The organism is Bacillus sp. PAMC28748 (assembly GCF_014250415.1).
In the GTDB taxonomy this organism is placed as follows: domain Bacteria; phylum Bacillota; class Bacilli; order Bacillales; family Bacillaceae; genus Bacillus; species Bacillus licheniformis.
In genome coordinates, this window is record NZ_CP060192.1 from 2232072 (window position 1) to 2249786 (window position 17715).

General features: G+C 47.6%; 14 protein-coding genes. 12 read left to right on the forward strand and 2 right to left on the reverse strand.

Translation table 11 applies throughout. From position 1 onward, the window contains the following. Window positions 1–110: 110 nt before the first annotated feature. Both H7F26_RS11405 and H7F26_RS11410 read left to right on the forward strand, forming a co-directional pair. The gene (locus H7F26_RS11405) at window positions 111–3731 is read left to right on the forward strand and encodes a DUF6359 domain-containing protein (protein WP_185855178.1); all 3621 of its coding nucleotides are present in this window, start codon (window positions 111–113) and stop codon (window positions 3729–3731) included. Further along, window positions 3728–4318 carry a class D sortase gene (locus H7F26_RS11410; RefSeq protein WP_003180063.1) on the forward strand — a complete coding sequence of 197 codons (591 nt, stop codon included), beginning with the start codon at window positions 3728–3730 and terminating at the stop codon, window positions 4316–4318. The genes H7F26_RS11405 and H7F26_RS11410 overlap by 4 nt, the downstream gene beginning before the upstream one ends. Before the next feature lie 82 nt (window positions 4319–4400). Here the strand turns inward: H7F26_RS11410 and H7F26_RS11415 are convergent, their stop codons facing one another. Further along, window positions 4401–5318 (reverse strand): RluA family pseudouridine synthase, encoded by a 918-nt coding sequence (locus tag H7F26_RS11415; RefSeq protein ID WP_003180064.1) that lies wholly within the window; start codon window positions 5316–5318, stop codon window positions 4401–4403. Between the two features lie 112 nt (window positions 5319–5430). Between H7F26_RS11415 and H7F26_RS11420 the strand changes: the two genes are divergently transcribed. From H7F26_RS11420 to H7F26_RS11450, 7 genes are all read left to right on the forward strand, one after another. Further along, window positions 5431–5799, forward strand: a complete 369-nt coding sequence (locus tag H7F26_RS11420; protein WP_003180066.1) for a YhcU family protein — start codon at window positions 5431–5433, stop codon at window positions 5797–5799. 189 nt (window positions 5800–5988) lie between these two features. Next, window positions 5989–6393, forward strand: a complete 405-nt coding sequence (locus tag H7F26_RS11425; protein ID WP_369878925.1) for a CBS domain-containing protein — start codon at window positions 5989–5991, stop codon at window positions 6391–6393. A 138-nt stretch (window positions 6394–6531) separates the two neighbouring features. Further along, the gene (locus tag H7F26_RS11430; protein ID WP_003180071.1) at window positions 6532–7194 is read left to right on the forward strand and encodes an HAD family hydrolase; all 663 of its coding nucleotides are present in this window, start codon (window positions 6532–6534) and stop codon (window positions 7192–7194) included. A gap of 21 nt (window positions 7195–7215) precedes the next feature. After that, on the forward strand, window positions 7216–8754 hold the full coding sequence (locus tag H7F26_RS11435; protein WP_003180073.1) for a bifunctional GNAT family N-acetyltransferase/carbon-nitrogen hydrolase family protein: 1539 nt from the start codon (window positions 7216–7218) through the stop codon (window positions 8752–8754). Window positions 8755–9089: 335 nt separating this feature from the next. Further along, complete coding sequence (gene abc-f / locus H7F26_RS11440) at window positions 9090–10718, forward strand: ribosomal protection-like ABC-F family protein (RefSeq protein ID WP_009328990.1); 1629 nt, start codon at window positions 9090–9092, stop codon at window positions 10716–10718. A 248-nt stretch (window positions 10719–10966) separates the two neighbouring features. Beyond that, complete coding sequence (locus H7F26_RS11445) at window positions 10967–11767, forward strand: formate/nitrite transporter family protein (RefSeq protein WP_003180078.1); 801 nt, start codon at window positions 10967–10969, stop codon at window positions 11765–11767. Window positions 11768–12333: 566 nt separating this feature from the next. Further along, window positions 12334–13245, forward strand: coding sequence for an AEC family transporter (locus H7F26_RS11450; protein ID WP_003180080.1), 912 nt, complete (start codon window positions 12334–12336; stop codon window positions 13243–13245). A 106-nt stretch (window positions 13246–13351) separates the two neighbouring features. On the opposite strand, the gene H7F26_RS11455 is transcribed toward H7F26_RS11450, so the two are convergent. Further along, window positions 13352–14344, reverse strand: a complete 993-nt coding sequence (locus H7F26_RS11455; RefSeq protein WP_003180082.1) for a quinone oxidoreductase family protein — start codon at window positions 14342–14344, stop codon at window positions 13352–13354. Window positions 14345–14520: 176 nt separating this feature from the next. Between H7F26_RS11455 and H7F26_RS11460 the strand changes: the two genes are divergently transcribed. From H7F26_RS11460 to glpK, 3 genes are all read left to right on the forward strand, one after another. Continuing rightward, window positions 14521–15078, forward strand: a complete 558-nt coding sequence (locus tag H7F26_RS11460) for a glycerol-3-phosphate responsive antiterminator (RefSeq protein WP_003180084.1) — start codon at window positions 14521–14523, stop codon at window positions 15076–15078. A gap of 229 nt (window positions 15079–15307) precedes the next feature. Then, complete coding sequence (locus H7F26_RS11465) at window positions 15308–16123, forward strand: MIP/aquaporin family protein (protein ID WP_003180086.1); 816 nt, start codon at window positions 15308–15310, stop codon at window positions 16121–16123. A gap of 42 nt (window positions 16124–16165) precedes the next feature. Continuing rightward, window positions 16166–17656 (forward strand): glycerol kinase GlpK, encoded by a 1491-nt coding sequence (glpK, locus tag H7F26_RS11470; protein ID WP_003180088.1) that lies wholly within the window; start codon window positions 16166–16168, stop codon window positions 17654–17656. Window positions 17657–17715 lie beyond the last annotated feature (59 nt).

Consider the following 17715-nt stretch of genomic DNA (forward strand, 5'->3'; position numbering starts at 1 on the left):
ATGCGGTCATCCCTATTCTCATTCTTTTTTGAAATTTTTACAAAAAAATCATATAGCCTTTATAATCATCAGATAAATTTGACAGGAAGCAAAAAACGGGAGGCGAATATATGGTCAATGTTGTAAAGAGCCGTTTTATGGCTGGTTTGACAATCACGTTTATGATGATTGCGTCTTTTTTGACGCCGTTTGCGGACGTAACGCACGCTTCAGAAACGATTTCAGTAGAAGAAGCCATTAAGCATAACGAAGGGCATGCAGCCGTTGAAGGCTATGTCGTCGGGCACACAATATCGAGCGGCCATTATCGTTTCAGCGGAAATTTCGCTAACGATTATAACGTCGCAATCGCTGATAAAAAGGAGGAAACATCACCTGAGAACATACTCCCCGTGCAGATACCCGCACCTTTCAGAGACCAGTTCGGTTTAAAGACAAACCCTCATCTCATCGGAAAAAAACTCATCATCGAAGGCGAACGCACTACATATTTTAATTCCCCGGGTTTGAAATCTGTTCAATCCATCACATTTTCCGGAGACGATGCACCGTCTGCCCAGCCGGAGACCAAAACGATAGCCGAAGCGCGCAAGCTTTTAAATGAAACGGTCAAAATCAAAGGAATCGTCACTGCCGATCAGGCGGCTGTCGGAGGAGGAAAGCTGTCCACATTTATCCAGGACGATACGGCGGGAATCAATATCTATTCCGCTGCGCAAGGCGATTTTCCGGAACTAAAAGAGGGTATGTCTGTTTCGGTCACGGGGAAAATCACGACATACAAAGGCTTGACAGAAATCGTACCCGCACCGTCAGGCATTGAAGTAACCGGAGAAGGGGCGGCACTGCCCGACCCTGTTCCGCTGACTATTAAAGATGTGCTCGATCAGGGAACCGCAGCTGAATACGAAGGCCGGCTTGTGAGGATGAAAGGCTTTATTGAAACAAAGCCGGATGCGCCGGCAGGCGGCGGCTATAATATCACAATGATCGATGAAAACTATCATCCGCTCACACTAAGGGTGATGGAACAAACGAATGCCGCCGCTTCGATAGAACAAGGACAATGGTACGAGATTACCGGCATATTAAGCCGCTATGATTCGGTGCAGCTTCTGCCGAGAAAACAGGAGGATCTTCGGAAATTAGACGGCGCCGCGCATCCTCCCCCCGCTGCTGAAGGGGAATACGAAAGCGTTGTGGAACGAGTCGTCGACGGGGATACGATCCACTTAAAAGAGCCTGTTCTCGGATCTACAAAAGTCCGCTATGTCAACATAGATACAGCCGAAACTTATCATAAGCCGAAAAATGAATTAGATGAAAACCAGCTGCAGCACGGAAACAAGGCGAAGGAATATTTGCAGTCGATATTGGCCCCGGGAGACAAAGTCACCGTGAAAGTGGGCAAGGAAGCAAAAGACAGCTACGGCCGCCTGCTTGCCCAAGTCATCACTGAAGACGGCGTCAATACGAATTTGCAGCTTGTCCAAAAGGGGATGGCTGTAACCTACTTCATTTGGCCGGTTGGAAGTGATGAAGACTATCAATTGTTTCAAAACGCCGTCAAAAAGGCGAAAGGCGATAAAATCGGCATTTGGAATCCCGCTGATCCGCTCCTCGAAATGCCGTTTGAATTTCGCGCCAGGGAGCAAGGCAAAGGGCTGACGCGGCATGTCGGAGACTCTGCGGAAAATACGTATGTCGCGCCTGAAAAGTGGCGGGAGATTCCGGTGGAAAGACGAATTTTCTTTGCGTCGGCTGAAGAAGCGGAAGCTGCGGGCTATTCGAAAAAAGAGCAAAGCGGCAATATTCCGCTGCGCCTGTTAAGCATGAATGATCTGCACGGAAAGATCGATCAGCAATATCAGCTCGATCTAAACGGCGATGGCCGGACGGATGGAACATTCGGCAGGATGGATTATGCAGCATCATTGATCAAAGAGAAAAAAGCCGAGCAGGAAAACACGCTGATCGTCCACGCAGGCGATATGATCGGAGGAAGCTCGCCGGTTTCTTCCCTGCTTCAGGACGAGCCGACAGTTGAAGTCATGGAGGAAATCGGATTTGATGTAGGAACCGTCGGGAACCATGAGTTTGATGAAGGGACCGAAGAGCTGCTGCGCATGTTGAACGGAGGCGAACACCCTGAAGGCAAAGGGACAAAAGGTTACGACGGACAGGATTTCCCGCTTGTCTGCGCCAATTGCAAGTTGAAGGCAAGCGGGGACAGCTTTCTTCCTCCATATGAAATTATTGAAGTTGAAGGAGTGCCTGTCGCTTTTATCGGCGTTGTGACACAGGCGGCCGCCAATATGGTCATGCCAGAAGGAATTCGCTCAATTGAATTTACAGATGAAGCAAAGGCCGTCAACCAGGCTGCAAAAGAACTGAGAGCGAAAGGTATCCGGGCAATAGCGGTGCTCGCCCATATGACAGCTTCACAGGACGGCGGGGTTGTGACCGGCGAATCAGCCGAACTTGCTAAAAAAGCAGATCCCGAGATCGATGTCATCTTTGCCGGCCACAATCATGAAGTGGTCAACGGCCAAGTCAATGATATTTTAATCGTTCAAGCATACGAATACGGGAAGGCAATCGGTGTCGTCGATCTTGAAATCGACCGGGAAACGAAAGACATCGTTCACAAGAAAGCGGAAATCGAATATGTGAATCAGGAAAATCTCAAGCCCGATCCGGCGGTCGGTCAGATACTGGATAAATATGAGTGGATGGTTGCGCCGATCATCAGCGAGAAAGTCGGTGAGGCTGCGCACGATATGGCCGGCGGCTATTCAAATGACGGAGACACCCCTCTCGGGAATCTGATTGCTGACGGTATGCGGCAAGCGATGAATTCAGATTTCGCATTAATGAACGGGGGCGGCATCCGCCAAGATTTAAAAAAAGGAACGATTACATGGGGAGACTTGTTCAATATCCAGCCTTTCGGCAATGTACTCGTCCGGCTTGAAATTAAAGGCAGGGATTTATACGATATTATAGACGCGCAAATATCCCCATCTTACGGCCCGGATTACTCGATCAGCGGCTTCGCTTATACATGGGACCCGAAAACAAATAAAACCGCGGCTATTTTTCTTGAAGACGGAACACCGATTGATTTAGACCAAACATATACGCTGACCGTAAACAACTTTATGGCATCTGCTTCAGGAAGCAAGTATTTGCCGATTTCCAGGCTTGGAAAAAATCCGGTCACAGGTCCGGAAGATATCGAAGCCACAGTCAAATTTGTCAAAAGCTTTAAAGAACCGATCGCTTATACTGCCGAAGGGCGAATCAAAAAATTAGCAGAAGATGATTCGCGTCCGGGAGAACAGCCCGGACGCGGGGCTGATCCAGATGACAAAGAAAAACCCGGAAGCGGAGGCGCTGATCCGAATGACGAAGAAAAACCGTCTGGTGATAAGGGCGATGGGGGGAAACCCGGCAATGACACCGGAGAAAGTCCGGTTCATGACGGTACCGGCAATGCTTCAAGGAGCGGCGCTATTCCTGTTGCGGGCATGACGACCGGTGAAGGATCAGATGCGCCTACGGAGAAGATGGACGGTCTGTCAAATGATGCGTTTCTGCCAGACGAGCGTGAAGAGCGCAAGCTACCCGATACGGCGGCAGCTTACGGCGGTTTCCTTTTATACGGCTTCCTGACGTTTATGTTCGGAGCGATTCTTTATATGCGGAAAAGGGGTATTGCGAGACTATGAAAGTCAAGATGTTATCGTTTCTGCTGATGATAGCGGGGCTTGCCACTTTTGCATACGGCGGCTGGAAAATATTCGATATGAACAGACAGACGGATCTTTCTTTAACTGAAGCAAAAGAAGCCATTGCATCGAGTCAATCCGCCCGTTCGGCTAAGCACCCATCGGCGCCCGCTTCATTTAAGCCCGCCGCCGGCGAAGCGGCAGGCATACTCCATATTCCCAAACTGGGCGCAGAGCTTCCCATCGTTGAAGGGACCAGTCCCGATGATTTGGAAAAAGGCGTCGGTCATTATAAAGGCAGCTATTATCCAAAACAAAACGGGCAAATTGTTCTTTCAGGCCACAGGGATACGGTTTTTCGCAGAACAGGGGAGCTGGAAATCGGAGATAAGCTGAAAATCGAGCTTCCATACGGAAGCTTCGAATATGAAATCACACACACGAAAATTGTTGACCAAAGTGACACGTCCATCATCACGCTGCAGCGTGAAAAAGAAGAGCTGCTGTTAACGACATGCTATCCGTTTTCTTATATCGGAAATGCGCCTGAGCGCTATATTATTTATGCAAAGCCGCTGAAAGGATGACAAAATCCCAAAACAAAAAGCCGTTTTGGGATTTTGTCAACAATCTGTAAGGCTGTCCCATCGAGGACAGCTTTTTTACCGTTTAATCAACCGTGCCGAACAGTCGTCCGATTTCGTCTTTTAAATCATCCGGAAGCGGTGCCGCGACAGTGACACGTTCTTTTGTGATCGGATGGGTGACATTGATCTCGATTGCGTGAAGAGCCTGTCTCTGAAAAAGCCCCTTTGAACCGCCGTATAAGGTGTCGCCTGACAAAGGATGACCGATGCTTGCAAGGTGAACGCGTATTTGGTGGGTTCGGCCTGTCTCCAGCTGAAGTCTGCACAGTGTAACATCGTGACGGCTGTCATATCCTTTCGATTCAAAATGGGTGACAGCGGGCTGTCCGGAATGGGACACCCTTCTTCTGACGGGGTGGTGCTTGTCTCTGCCGATTGGCGCCGAAATGGTTCCCGTTTTTTTTCTGAATTTCCCTTCCGCTACGGCTACATATGTCCGCGCCAGTTCTTTTCTTTGCAGCTGTTCGTCTAAAAGCGCGTGGGCGAGGCGGTGCTTTGCAAAAACGACAGCGCCGCTCGTATCCTTGTCCAGACGGTGGACGTGCCGGACTTTTCGCTCCTCCCCGTTCATTTGAAAATAAAACGCCACAAGGTTGCTCAGCGTGCCGGTCTGGCCGGCTTCATTCGGATGAGTCGCCATTCCCGCCGGCTTATTGACAATAAGCATGTGATCATCTTCAAACAGGACGGGAAGTTCCCCGTATTCAGGGACGATTCCGCTTTCTTCCTCCTCTCTGAGATCGATCATCACGCTGTCTCCGCTCTCCAGCCGAACGTTATGATTCACCGATTTATGATTCACTTTAACTTTCTCGTTTGCGATCCAGTATTGAATGACAGGCTTCGATGCTTTCGCCTCTCTTTTTAAATATGCATATAAAAGTTCGCCGTGATGCCGTATGTCTGCACTGAAGAATAAGCCGTGATTTTTTTGGTTCATTTTTACTGCTCCTTTCTGTAAAAAGCGTTCAGGAATTAGGAAACACTTACCTCCACAGCCCATTGTTTATGTATGCTATTCTGTTTGAAGAGATTTGAACAAGGGATGAAGGGTGATCGATTTGCGAATTGTAAAGGCAGCAACTGAAGAACAAGAAATTTATATCGAAGAGCTTGTATCAGAGCTGTATCAAATATTTCCATTGTACTTGAATAAACAAAAAATAAAAGAACTCAAAAAGCAGGGCGCGCTTCAATTGAAAGAGGATGAATACAAAGGAACGCTCGATGAAGCGTTTCAGATTATGACAAGCCTGCAATTGATCCATGCATTATTAACTAAGGCGAAGCGCAAGTGGGTGCTCAAAGACCGTGATCTGTTCGATAAAAATAGCCGCAAGCTGAATGACTGCGGTCTGTACTTCCCTCTAACATCTGCCGACTTTCATATCGTGAATACCGAGAATAAAATGCTGATGTAAAAAGCCGGCTAACTGAAGTGAAAGAGCTTGTTCCAAATCGGAAAAAGCTCTTCTTTTTATGAAAAGATGATATAAGAAAAAAGCGGAAAACACAATGAAATGGTGCCAACTTCCTTTTTAGCATGTGCATGACCTGTACATACTAACAACCGAAAGGGGTGCAGTCTATTGACGACAATCAGCAATGCGATGTCTAGACAAGTGGCAACAATTTCTTCCAATCAAACGGTTCAAGAAGCGGCTGAGTTGATGAGCCGCCATAATGTAGGTGCGATTCCGGTCGTAGATCAAGGCGTATTAAAAGGCATGATCACAGACCGTGATATCACGCTCAGAACGACAGCGGAAGGCCAGGACGGACAGACACCTGTTTCAAACGTCATGACAACAAATGTTGTTTCAGGAAATCCGAACATGAGCCTTGAAGAAGCATCACAGCTGATGGCTCAAAGCCAAATCCGCCGTCTCCCGATCGTCGAAAACAACCATTTAGTCGGCATTTTGGCGCTCGGGGATCTGGCGGTAAACGAATTGTCCAATGAATCTGCCGGACAGGCGCTTGCGAACATTTCCACTCCGGCACGGACTCAGTAAGAACGGAAGAGCTTGCCTCTTACAGCAGGCTCTTCTTCATTTATACATACCGGTTTTTAGTGTCTTCTCTTTTCAAGGAGCGGTAAGAAGGATACAATGAATGGTGCAAACAGTCAAAAGGAGTTGGGCTAAAGCGCAATGATTAAAGCAGTGATTTTTGATTTTGACGGTCTTATTTTAGATACAGAAACGCACGAATATGAAGTGCTCCAGGAAATTTTTGAAGAGCACGGCTCAGAGCTGCCAATGTCGGTTTGGGGAAATGTCATCGGCACGGCCGCCGGATTCCAGCCGTTTTCTTATCTGGAGGAACAGCTGCAAAAAAAACTGGACCATGAACAACTAACGAAATTGAGACAAGAGCGTTTTACGAAAAGAATGGAAAATGAAAAAGCGCGCCCAGGTGTGGAAGCTTATTTGTCCGCGGCGAAAGAGCTCGGTTTAAAAATCGGGCTGGCGTCAAGCTCAGATTATAAATGGGTGTCCCAGCATTTAAAACAAATCGGTCTGTACGATGATTTCGAATGCATCAGAACGGCCGATGATGTTGAGGAAGTCAAACCGAACCCGGAACTCTATTTGAAAGCGGCGGAATGCCTCGGTGTGAAGCCTGAGGAGTGCATTGCATTCGAAGACTCTGTCAACGGATCAATCGCCGCGAAAAGAGCCGGAATGAAATGTGTCATTGTACCGAATAAAGTAACGAAAAGCCTGCTGTTCGAGCATTATGACCACCGCCTGGAATCAATGGCGGAAATGGAGCTGGAACAGCTGATCGAAAAAATCTCCGATCCATCATAAAAGCCAGAGGAGGAATGGGACGTGTCCGAAAAACTGGATCTTTCCCGCTTTGAAAAAAAGATCGTCATCCGCAATATTGAAGAAAAAGATATCGACAGCATCATCGGGCTTCAAGAGCTTTGTTTTCCGGGAATGATCCCATGGAAACGGGAGCATCTGGAAAGCCATTTGGAACACTTCCCGGAAGGCCAGTTTTGCGCAGAGCTTGACGGAGAAGTGATCGGTTCCTGTTCAAGCCTGTTGATCAACTTTGATGAATATGACGACAGACATACATGGCAGGATATTACAGACGACGGGTATATTACGAATCACAATCCCGACGGCTTAAACATGTACGGCATCGAGGTCATGGTTCATCCCGAATACAGACGGATGAAGATCGGCCACCGTCTCTATGAAGCGCGAAAAGATCTGGCAAGGCGCTTGAATTTAAAGAGCATTATCATCGGCGGCAGAATTCCGAACTATCATAAGTACGCTTCCGAGATGACGCCGAGGGAGTATGTCGAACAGGTCATCCACCACCAGATATATGATCCGGTCCTTTCGTTCCAGCTGCTGAACGGATTCACCATGATGCGGATCAACCCGAACTATCTCCCGGATGACAGAGCATCAAGCAAATATGCGACATTGATGGAGTGGAATAATGTCGACTACTTGCCGCAGACGAAGCGCTATTACAAATCAGCTTTTCCGGTGAGAATATGCGTGATTCAATATGAAATGAAGCAGATCCATTCCTTCGAGGAGTTCGCCAACCAAGTCGAATACTATGCAGATGTGGCTTCAGACGCAGGAGCGGATTTTGCCGTCTATCCGGAAATCTTTACGACGCAGCTGATGTCGTTTCTGGAAGAGCGCTCACCGAGCCTGGCCGTTCAGCGGATTACCGAATATACAGAAGACTATATCAGCCTGTTCACAGACCTTGCCGTTAAATACAATGTCAACATTATCGGCGGTTCCCACTTCGTTGAAGAAGAAGGAAAGATCTACAATATCGCTTACTTGTTCAGAAGGGACGGAACCATCGAAAAGCAATATAAGCTCCATATTACCCCGAATGAACGAAAATGGTGGGGCATCAGCAGGGGGGACGAAGTGCGCGTCTTTGACACAGACTGCGGCAAAATCGCGATCCAGATCTGCTATGACATCGAGTTTCCGGAGCTAGGCAGAATCGCAACCGAAAAAGGGGCCAAGATTATTTTTACCCCTTTCTGCACGGAAGACCGCCAAGGCTATTTGCGAGTCAGGTACTGCGCTCAAGCAAGAGCGGTTGAAAACCAGGTGTACACGGTTATTTCCGGAACGGTCGGCAATCTGCCGCAAACCGAAAATATGGATATTCAATATGCGCAATCCGCGATTTTCGCTCCTTCAGATTTTGAATTTGCAAGGGATGGAATCGTCGGCGAATGCAATCCGAACATTGAGATGGTGGTCATCGGCGATGTCGACCTGGAAATTCTCAGAAGACAGCGGCAGGACGGAACGGTCCGGCAGCTCAAGGACAGACGCCATGACATCTACAGGATTCATTATAAAAAATAGCAGATTCGGGTGCCGGCCGCTTGAGGCCGGCTTTTTCCTGTTGACTTTCAGCTTTATTTTTCATATATTGTAACTATTAAAAGGAGGTGGAAAAGATGAATCAAACTGGTAAGCGCATGACGGATATGCAAGCCCATCTGTATATTTGTCGCGCGATTTTTTCCGGGGAATGCGTATTACGGGATCAGTCTGCCCTTTTTTACACATTCAATTGGAAAAAATACCAGTGAGAGACATCTGCCCACAATCGGATTTTCTGATGCTGACGGCGGGGTGTAAGCTCTGCCGTCTTTTTAATGCTCGGTGTCTCTTCACGGGATGCGGAGGAAAGATGGATGATTATATGCAGTTTGCAACATGTCGGTCAAACTTACGGAGGACATACGATTTTCAACGGGCTGTCATGGGACCTGCACCAAGGGGAGCGCGTCGGTCTGATCGGACGAAATGGGGAAGGGAAAACGACGTTGTTGAAGCTGATCAGCGGCCAAATGAAACCTGATGAAGGTCTTGTGACATGGAAAAAAGGATTATCAACAGGGCTCTTGGAGCAGAATCCCGCATGGGACGGCAGCAAAACGGTAAAAGAGCTGCTGTATGATGTTTTTTCATCATTATGGAACACACAGCAGAAGCTTTCCCGGATCGAACGTCAATTGGCGGTTGAAAAGGACGCGGAAAAACTCAGATTCCTTTTGGAAAAGTACGGGGCTTTGCAGGATGAATTTCAGCGAAAAGGCGGCTACGGCATCAGCGCGCAAATCGAACGGGTGGCGCACGGCTTGAATATCGAGCGGCTATTCAATGCCGAGTGGCGGGAGTTAAGCGGAGGCGAACGGACGAAAGCGGGTCTTGCAAGGCTTCTCCTGTCAGCTCCGGATCTGCTTTTGCTGGATGAGCCGACAAACCATTTGGATTTAACATCGATCGAATGGCTGACGTCTTTTTTAAAGCAGTACAAAGGTACTGCGGTCATTGTGTCGCATGATCGCTATTTCCTGGATGAATCGGTTACTTCGATTCTCGAAATCGACCAAGGAGAGCTTCACTTTTCAAAAGGCGGCTATACACACTATGCTGATGAACGGGAAGAGCGCCTTATGAGAGAATTTCATGACTATCAGGATCAGCAGAAGAAAATCAAAAAAATGAAGGAAACAATCAAGCGGCTGAAGGAATGGGCGAATCGCGCCAATCCTCCGAATGACGGCCTGCACCGAAGAGCGAAAAGTATGGAAAAAGCTTTGGAGCGCATGGAGAAGGTGAAAAAACCCGTTCTGGAACGCAAAAAGATCGACTTAGTTTTCAGCATGGATGAACGAAGCGGAAAAGATGTTGTCAGGCTTGAGGATGTCTGCAAAAGCTTCGGTGAGCGGCAGCTTTTTGACAATCTCAGTATGCATGTCCGTTTTCAGGAGCGCGCCGCCATCGTCGGAGAGAACGGCAGCGGCAAAACGACGCTGCTCAACATCATCAGCGGAAAGGAAACGCCGGACAGCGGTGACGTGCAGCTTGGCAGCAATTTATCGGCCGCATATCTGACTCAGCATGTCGGTGAAATGGAGGAAGAGCGCACCGTTTTAGCCGAATTCCGTGAACATGTTTCTGCATCAGAAGGCGAAGCCAGAATGATGCTTGCAAAGTTTTTGTTTTTCGGCCAATCCGTCTTCCGAAAAGTGAAAGATTTAAGCGGAGGCGAACGGATGCGGCTTCGCTTGGCACAGCTCGTTCACCAAAATCATAATGTGCTGATCCTCGATGAGCCGACAAACCATTTGGACATCGAATCTAAGGAGATGCTTGAAGAAGCATTAAGCCAATTTCAAGGGACGATTATTGCGGTTTCGCATGACAGGTACTTTCTTGACCGGCTTTTCAATGTCATCTGGTGGCTTGACGGCAGGAAACTCGTCAAGTATGAAGGAAACTATACATTCGCAAGGGAGAAGCGGCAGCAGGGTTGACACATTTTTATCACATTTGATAAGATGTTGCTACAGTTATAGAAGACAAAAGCAATGGAATGTATGCACGAACTGTATATATTCTCTTTCAATATTTTAATTCTGCTTGATTTTGTTGTATGGGTATGCATACAAGTTAGGCAGCATTCGAACGCCTGTTGACACAGGTTATTTGAGTGCTGCCTTTTTTTATTGTCTTTCTGCCATAACTGTGAGAAAAGAAGGGATAATGGAGGGGTTTAGTTAGTATGGCTTTTCGAAAACCGGATGAAATAGCGAATGCAGCAATTGAAGCAGGGATGAAAAAAGTACAGCTCCCGCTGCCGTCTCTGCTTGTATTGGGGTTTTTAGGCGGCGCATTTATCGCGCTTGGTTATTTGCTTGATATCAGGGTAATCGGCGACCTGCCGAAAGAATGGGGAAGCCTGTCCAGCCTGATCGGAGCTGCCGTATTTCCTGTCGGTCTGATACTGGTGGTGCTCGCTGGCGCTGAATTGATCACAGGGAATATGATGTCCGTTGCGATGGCTTTATTTTCAAGAAAAATATCACTAAAACAATTGGCGGTTAACTGGGGAATCGTCACGATTATGAACTTAATCGGCGCACTGTTTGTTGCTTACTTTTTCGGACATTTGGTTGGATTGACTGAAACAGGCCCTTATTTAGAAAAAACGATCGCCGTTGCACAAGGAAAACTAGATATGAGCTTCGGCAAGGTTCTCATTTCCGGCATCGGCTGTAACTGGCTTGTATGTCTTGCGGTATGGCTTTCTTTCGGCGCACAAGACGGAGCAGGGAAAATCCTTGGCATCTGGTTCCCAATTATGGCGTTTGTGGCCATCGGATTTCAGCACGTTGTCGCCAACATGTTTGTGATTCCCGCAGCCATTTTTGCAGGCTCATTCACCTGGGGGCAGTTTATCGGAAACATCATTCCTGCTTTTATCGGCAATGTCATCGGCGGAGCGGTGTTTGTCGGTCTCATTTATTTTATTGCATATCCTAAGAAAGACCGCTCCAGAAAAGAAATGAAGCAGGTATCATGAACAAAGGGCAAATCCGCTCGATAAAACATAAAAACGCCATTTTTATAAAAAGATGATTAAAAATAGAAATTGGCGGTATGTCCCGCAGGCAGTAGAGGCATTGGTGTCTTCTTTTGTCTGCGGTTTTTATTTGCCTGCGGCAGCTTCGGTTGAAGCGGATTTGAGAGGGGCTGAGCGATATGATGATTAACAAACGGTTTAAAAATCCGTAAGAATTCGAACCGAGATCAGCTACAGTACGACTGATCCGGAAAGTGGAGGGGTTTTTACTTAGACCACCGAACAACGGATATGGACATTCGCCGATGCCTATGTCCCGCCTGGAAATGTCCATGATTTCTGTGCCCTGTCTTGACCGGTTGGATCACCAAATTGCTCCTCACAGCCGCATGCCAGAACATGAAGTAGATTGCATTTACCTAGCCAAGCGGAGTTAGGTATGTGGGAGCTCTTACTGTATTTAAAATCCGATGAATACCTAGAGAAACACCGTTGAAAACAAACGGGTTTTTCTATATGATTGATAGTATTAATGAGAACGGTTATACATAAAAAGAAGGTGCATCATGGAGTTTCTGTTTGTTTTACTGCCGGTTTTCGGGATATTTGCGATCGGGTTCATCGGACAAAAGCTGCTTCATTTTGATATTCAGAACCTATCGAAAATGTCCCTGTATTTAATGTCTCCGTTTTTAGCGTTTGATACGTTTTATGAGAACAAGCTGACGATGGATTATATTTATATGTCTGTCTATTGTCTCGGCCTCTGTTTAACTTTGATTCTATTTGTCTACCTCATTTCATATGTTCACGGATATTCCAATCAGGAGCGGTGCGCTCTCGTTTTATCATCCGCTTTCATGAATAACGGAAACTACGGAACTCCCGTCGTCCTGCTTGTCTACGGCACGGCCGGGCTTGATATCGCCGTTGTGCTGATGGTTCTTCAGCAGCTTGTCATGAGCACGATTGGCATGTATTACGCAGCGAAAGGAAGCCCAGAAGCGGGCGGATTTAAAATCGTGATGACGAGGGTTATCCGGATGCCGGTCGCATACGGTGCGCTGCTCGGCATATGCTTTCAGCTGGGGCATATTTCGATTCCCGAACAGTTAATGACAGGAATTAAATTGGTGGGAGATGCCGCGATTCCGACGATTATGATTATTCTCGGCATGCAGCTTGCGGTGATTTCCTTTCAACATATCGAATACCGGAAAATTTCTTACTCGCTTTTGCTGAAATTATTCGTGTCTCCGCTCATTGCCCTGGGGTTTGCGCTGATTCTTCCGGTCGACGGGCTGGTCAAACAGATCATGGTGTTGGCGGCGGCCATGCCGACGGCGGCGAACACGACTTTGATGGCCGTACAGTTTGAAACAAAGCCGGAAATCGTTTCAAGCGCGACTTTTATCAGTACAATGCTCAGCATCGCCACCCTTCCGGTGGTGCTGTGGCTGCTTTCATTATGGGGCTGACCTGAATTTTTCTTTCAGGCGGCCTTTTTTCTGGCGATAACAAAGGGAAGCTTGCACCGCTTAAAAAACGGCGGCTGATGACAAGGGAAGCCGCCGTTTCCTGAGTTTACCCGTCTATTTGCAATGCGATATTTCCAAACTGCTCCCCGTCTTTCATCCGTTTAAAGGCCGGAACCGCTTCTGATAAAGGAAATACTTGATCGATCACCGGCTTAAGGGAATGGCGTTCGATAAAATCAATCATTTGCCGAAATTCTTCGAGGCTGCCCATCGAAGTGCCGATGATGCTGATCTGCGGGAAAAAGAGCGAGCGCAGCGGAAGCTGGATACTTTCTCCAGAGCTGGCACCGAAAATGACGATCCTTCCGTTCGGTTTAATGACATCGAAATAATTTGCAAAAGTGGCGGGACCGATGCTGTCGAGAATTAAATCGACCCGTTCCCCATCCAAGCTTTCCTTCCACAGGCCGCGGCTGTCAATTGCGAAGTCCGCCCCATAGCGGAGCGCTTCTTTTCTTTTTTCTTCGCTTCGGGAGGTTACAATCACCCGCGCGCCCGCGGCCTTTGCCATGAGCAGCGCATTTGTGGCGACGCCTCCGCCGGCTCCCGGTATGAGAATGTGTTCGCCTTTTTCTAAATGTCCTTTCGTAAATAAAGCCCTGTAAGCGGTCAGAGCGGATAAAGGCAGGACGCCTGCTTCCTCCCAGGAAAGGTGCGCCGGCTTTTTCAACACGTGCTTCGCCGGGACGATGACATGCTCTGCGAAAGTCCCGTCAGAGGGGCCGCCGAGAATGTCCGGCACTTGCGGAACGGAATCCGTATATTCCCAGCCGATGCTCGGATTGATGATCACCTCTGTATGAACGGCGAGGTCCCGAACGCCTTCACCTGTCTCTTCGATCATACCTGCTCCGTCGGATCCGGGAATAAACGGGGCATCGCCTGCCTTTCTGGACTGAAAAAGGAACAAGTCGCGGTGGTTCAGCCCGGCTGCTTTCAGCCTGATTTTGACTTCACCGGGGCCGGGCGTTTTGTCGGAAACGTCTGTATATTTCAGCCCTGAAAGGCCCTTGATTCCTTCATGGATGATCGCTTTCATAAAAAAATTCCCCCCATTCGAGTTGGTTGTGTTAAATTATGGACATGAATGAAGGTAAATGTAAAATGATTTGCCCGGGGCCGCTTAGAGGCCTTCTGTTTTATAAAGGATTGCAATGAGGCGGAAATTCCATTAGTGTAATACAGAAGCAAGCTAGCAAGTGAAGGAGATGGAACATGAGTTTTCACGATCAAAATATTTTACCTGCGGTACGCAATATGAAGCAGTTCGATACATTCCTGGACAGCCCTTTTTCATACGGGGTGCTGCTTGACATCCATCTTGGACAGCTGGGAGGCGTGATCAGCGCGGCAAGATCCCATGGGAAAAAAATGTTTGTTCACGTCGATCTGATCCAAGGAATTAAGCATGATGAATACGGTGCGGAATTCATTTGCCAGGAAATGAAACCGGCGGGCATTCTTTCTACGAGATCAAGCGTTATCGCCAAAGCAAAGCAGAAGAAAGTGTATGCGATCCAGCGCATGTTTTTAATAGACACAAGCGCCATGAAGAAGAGCATTGAATTGGTGAAAAAGCACAGACCCGACTATATAGAAGTGCTTCCCGGAGTAGTGCCGGAATTGATCAGGGAAGTCAAAGAAATAACCGGCATTCCGATCTTTGCGGGCGGGTTTATCCGTACCGAAAAAGACGTCGAGCAGGCGCTTGCAGCAGGGGCGTCCGCAGTCACCACCTCAGACACTGATTTATGGAAAAAATACTGGAACTAAAAATTTAAAATGTGAAAAATTATTGACAACGCTTTCACTATACGATACGATCTTACTAAGTTAATACATTGTGACGGAGACCCGGAGACCACAGCAGTTCTTTACTCAGTATGATGTAAAGAAAGTTTGCTGTGTTTTTTTATGGTCTTTTAGACACAGTGGAGAAGGTGAACTTATGGCGTTCATCTATTAGAATAATACTTCATAATAGATTTTAGGAGGGATAGCCTTGACAGCATTTTGGGGGGAAGTTATCGGAACGATGCTGCTCATCGTCTTTGGAGCTGGAGTTTGTGCAGGAGTTAATTTGAAAAAATCGCTGTCCCATCAATCCGGATGGATTGTGATCGTCTTCGGCTGGGGGCTTGGCGTGGCCATGGCGGTATATGCCGTCGGCGGCATCAGCGGAGCGCATTTAAATCCGGCCGTTACATTGGGGCTGGCATTTGTCGGAGATTTTCCTTGGGAAGAAGTGCCTTCATATATTTTGGGACAGATGATCGGCGCATTTTTAGGAGCGGTGCTCGTTTTTCTTCACTACTTGCCGCACTGGAAAGAAACCGAGGATCAAGGCGCGAAGCTTGGAGTATTTTCGACAGGTCCGGCGATTCCAAATACATTTGCAAACCTGTTCAGTGAAACATTGGGGACTTTTATTCTCGTTCTCGGACTTTTAACGATCGGTGCAAACAAGTTTACTGACGGACTGAATCCTCTTGTTGTCGGATTTCTGATCGTGGCGATCGGTATCTCGCTCGGCGGAACAACAGGCTATGCGATTAACCCTGCCCGCGATCTGGGGCCGAGAATTGCCCATTTTGTCCTTCCGATTGCAGGCAAAGGGAGTTCAAACTGGAAGTACGCGTGGATCCCTGTTTTAGGACCGGCGCTTGGCGGTTCATTTGCAGGCGTTTTTTACAACGCCGTATTCAAAGGGCATATCACAAACACATTTTGGATTGTAAGCGTTATACTAGTTGTGATATTGTTAGGTTTCTATATTCATATGAAAAAACAAGCAGTTGATCAATCGGTCAACATTTAAAAAAAACGCAATCTTAACAGACATATAAGGGGGAGTTTCAAAATGGAAAAGTACATTTTGTCTCTTGATCAAGGCACCACAAGCACAAGGGCGATTGTTTTCAACAAAGCAGGCGAAATCGTCCATATTGCGCAAAAGGAATTCCGGCAATATTTTCCAAACCCTGGCTGGGTTGAACACAATGCAAACGAAATCTGGGGCTCTGTTCTGTCGGTGATCGCTTCAGCGCTTTCAGAATCGGGGATCGAAGCCGGACAAATTGCCGGAATCGGGATCACAAACCAGCGGGAAACGACCGTGGTTTGGGATAAACATACCGGCAAACCGGTCTACAACGCGATTGTGTGGCAGTCCCGCCAATCGGCTGAGATATGCCAGGAATTAAAAGAGAAAGGCTATGAAGAGACGATCAGAGAAAAAACAGGGCTTTTAATCGATCCTTATTTTTCAGGCACGAAAGTGAAATGGATCCTGGATCATGTGGAAGGGGCAAGGGAGAAAGCCGAAAACGGCGACCTTCTCTTCGGTACGATCGATTCTTGGCTGATCTGGAAAATGTCCGGCGGAAAAGCGCATGTGACAGATTATTCAAACGCCTCAAGAACATTGATGTTCAACATCTATGACCTAAAATGGGATGATGAACTTCTCGATATTCTCGGCGTGCCGAAATCGATGCTTCCGGAAGTCAAGCCTTCATCGCATGTATACGCTGAAACGGTCGATTATCATTTCTTCGGCAAAAACATTCCGATTGCAGGTGCAGCCGGCGACCAGCAGGCAGCATTGTTCGGGCAGGCTTGCTTTGAAGAAGGAATGGTTAAGAACACGTATGGAACAGGCTGCTTTATGCTGATGAACACCGGCGAGAAAGCGATTAAATCAGAGCACGGCCTGCTGACGACAATCGCTTGGGGCATCGACGGAAAGGTGGAATATGCGCTGGAAGGCAGCGTCTTCGTCGCGGGTTCCGCTATTCAATGGCTGCGTGATGGGCTGAGAATGTTTAAAGACGCCAAAGAAAGTGAAAAATACGCTGTAAGAGCAGAATCTGCCGATGGTGTTTATGTGGTCCCTGCATTTGTAGGTTTAGGCACGCCTTATTGGGACAGCGATGTCCGCGGCGCTGTATTCGGACTGACCCGGGGTACGACGAAAGAGCATTTTATCAGAGCAACGCTTGAAGCGCTTGCCTATCAAACGAAAGACGTGCTGGACGCAATGAAGGAAGACTCCGGGATCCCGGTTAAAACGCTGAGAGTCGACGGCGGAGCTGTCAAAAACAACTTCCTGATGGATTTTCAGGGCGACATTTTAGATGTCCCTGTAGAACGTCCTGAAATCAATGAAACAACAGCGCTTGGTTCAGCCTATTTAGCGGGCCTTGCTGTCGGCTTCTGGAGCGATCGTTCCGAGATCAAAGACCAGTGGCAGCTTGACAAACGTTTTGAACCGAAAATGGAAGAAAAAGAGCGTGAGAGCCTGTACAACGGGTGGAAGAAAGCTGTAAATGCAGCTAGGGCTTTTAAATAAGCTGCATGTATGTTACAATCTAATTAAGTTAATAGAAACGGTTGGAGAAGAGGAGAGAC